The 1,186-nt window shown below is 73.7% G+C and carries 1 pseudogene; it reads right to left on the bottom strand.

What is annotated here, in order from left to right:
- Window positions 1-71: 71 nt before the first annotated feature.
- A pseudogene (locus tag ABY44_RS15340) lies at window positions 72-1,186 on the bottom strand (MMPL family transporter); the annotation flags it as partial.

The raw sequence follows: 1,186 nt of genomic DNA, 5'->3' as shown, positions 1-1,186 counted from the left end.
CGCGATCAGCGGCGTGGGCTGCCAGCGGCGCGCATCGCCGGGCTGTCGGTGCGGAATGGACGACGGTGCATTCATGCGCGGCTTCCTTGATGACGGTTGCCGGCCGCGGCCGCGCGCGGCGCGAGGATCGCCGCGAACGCGAGCGCGAGCATCGCGCCCGGGCCGACGGTCAGCCCGAAGGTCTCGAGCAGCGGCACGCGCGACAGCGCCAGCAGCCCGAAGCCCGCAACCGTCGCGAGGTTCGCGATCAGCAGCGACACGAGCGTGTGGGGCGTGACGGGCTGCGCGTCGTCGCGCTTGCAGAAGAACAGCGCGTAGTTCGAGCCGACCGCGACGATCAGCAGCATCCCGACGAGGTGCAGGATCGTCAGCGGCACGCCGGCGAACGCGAAGCCGGCCGTCACGACCAGCACGGCCGCGACGAGCGGGGCGAGTGCGCGCACGACACGGCGCGGCGAGCGCAGTGCGATCAGCAGCAGCACGGCGATCGCGGCGAAACCCGCGAGCGACAGCCGGATGTCCTCGTGCACGTAGCTCACGTACAGGCGATCGGCTTCGGCTTTCATGTCGACGAACAGCGCATCGGGCACGCCCGCGCGCGCGACGGCCGCGCGGATCGGTGTTGCATCGAGACTCGATGCCGGTTGCGCGGTGCGGGCGGCGTCCGGCGCACGCAGCGGCAGCATCGCGCTCCAGCGGCCGTCGCGTTCGGTCAGCAGCGCATCGACGGCGAGCGCCATCGACGTGCCGCGCAGGTCCGCGCGCGTCAGCAGCCGCGCGTGGCGCGCGGCTTCGACGTCGGCGATGAACGGCGCGAACAGGTCGGGCCTGACCGCGATCGGCTGGTTCGCGACGGCGTCGCGCATCCGCGCGGCGAGCACATTGGCATCCGGCAGGCTCGCGAGGCGCGCGCGCTGCGCGGCGTCGCTCGGCAGGAAGCGCGCGGGGGTTTCGAAACCCGCGAGCGCGCCCCGGTCGACGAGCGGCTGCAACTGCGCGGCGACCCGTTCCGCGCGTTCGAGCGCGGCCTGTTCGGTCGGCGCGGCAATCACGACGAGGTAGCGCACGTCGGGCGCGCCGACATCGGCCCGCAGCCGTGCGTCGAGCGCCTGCGCTTGCGCGGGCACGGGGCTCAGCGCGGCGAGTTCGCGGCTCCACAGGCCGTCGCGATGCAGCACGAGCGTCG

The organism is Burkholderia sp. ZZQ-2 (assembly GCF_050768715.1).
Taxonomy (GTDB): domain Bacteria; phylum Pseudomonadota; class Gammaproteobacteria; order Burkholderiales; family Burkholderiaceae; genus Burkholderia; species Burkholderia cepacia.
This window is presented reverse-complemented; position numbering and strand designations above follow the sequence as displayed.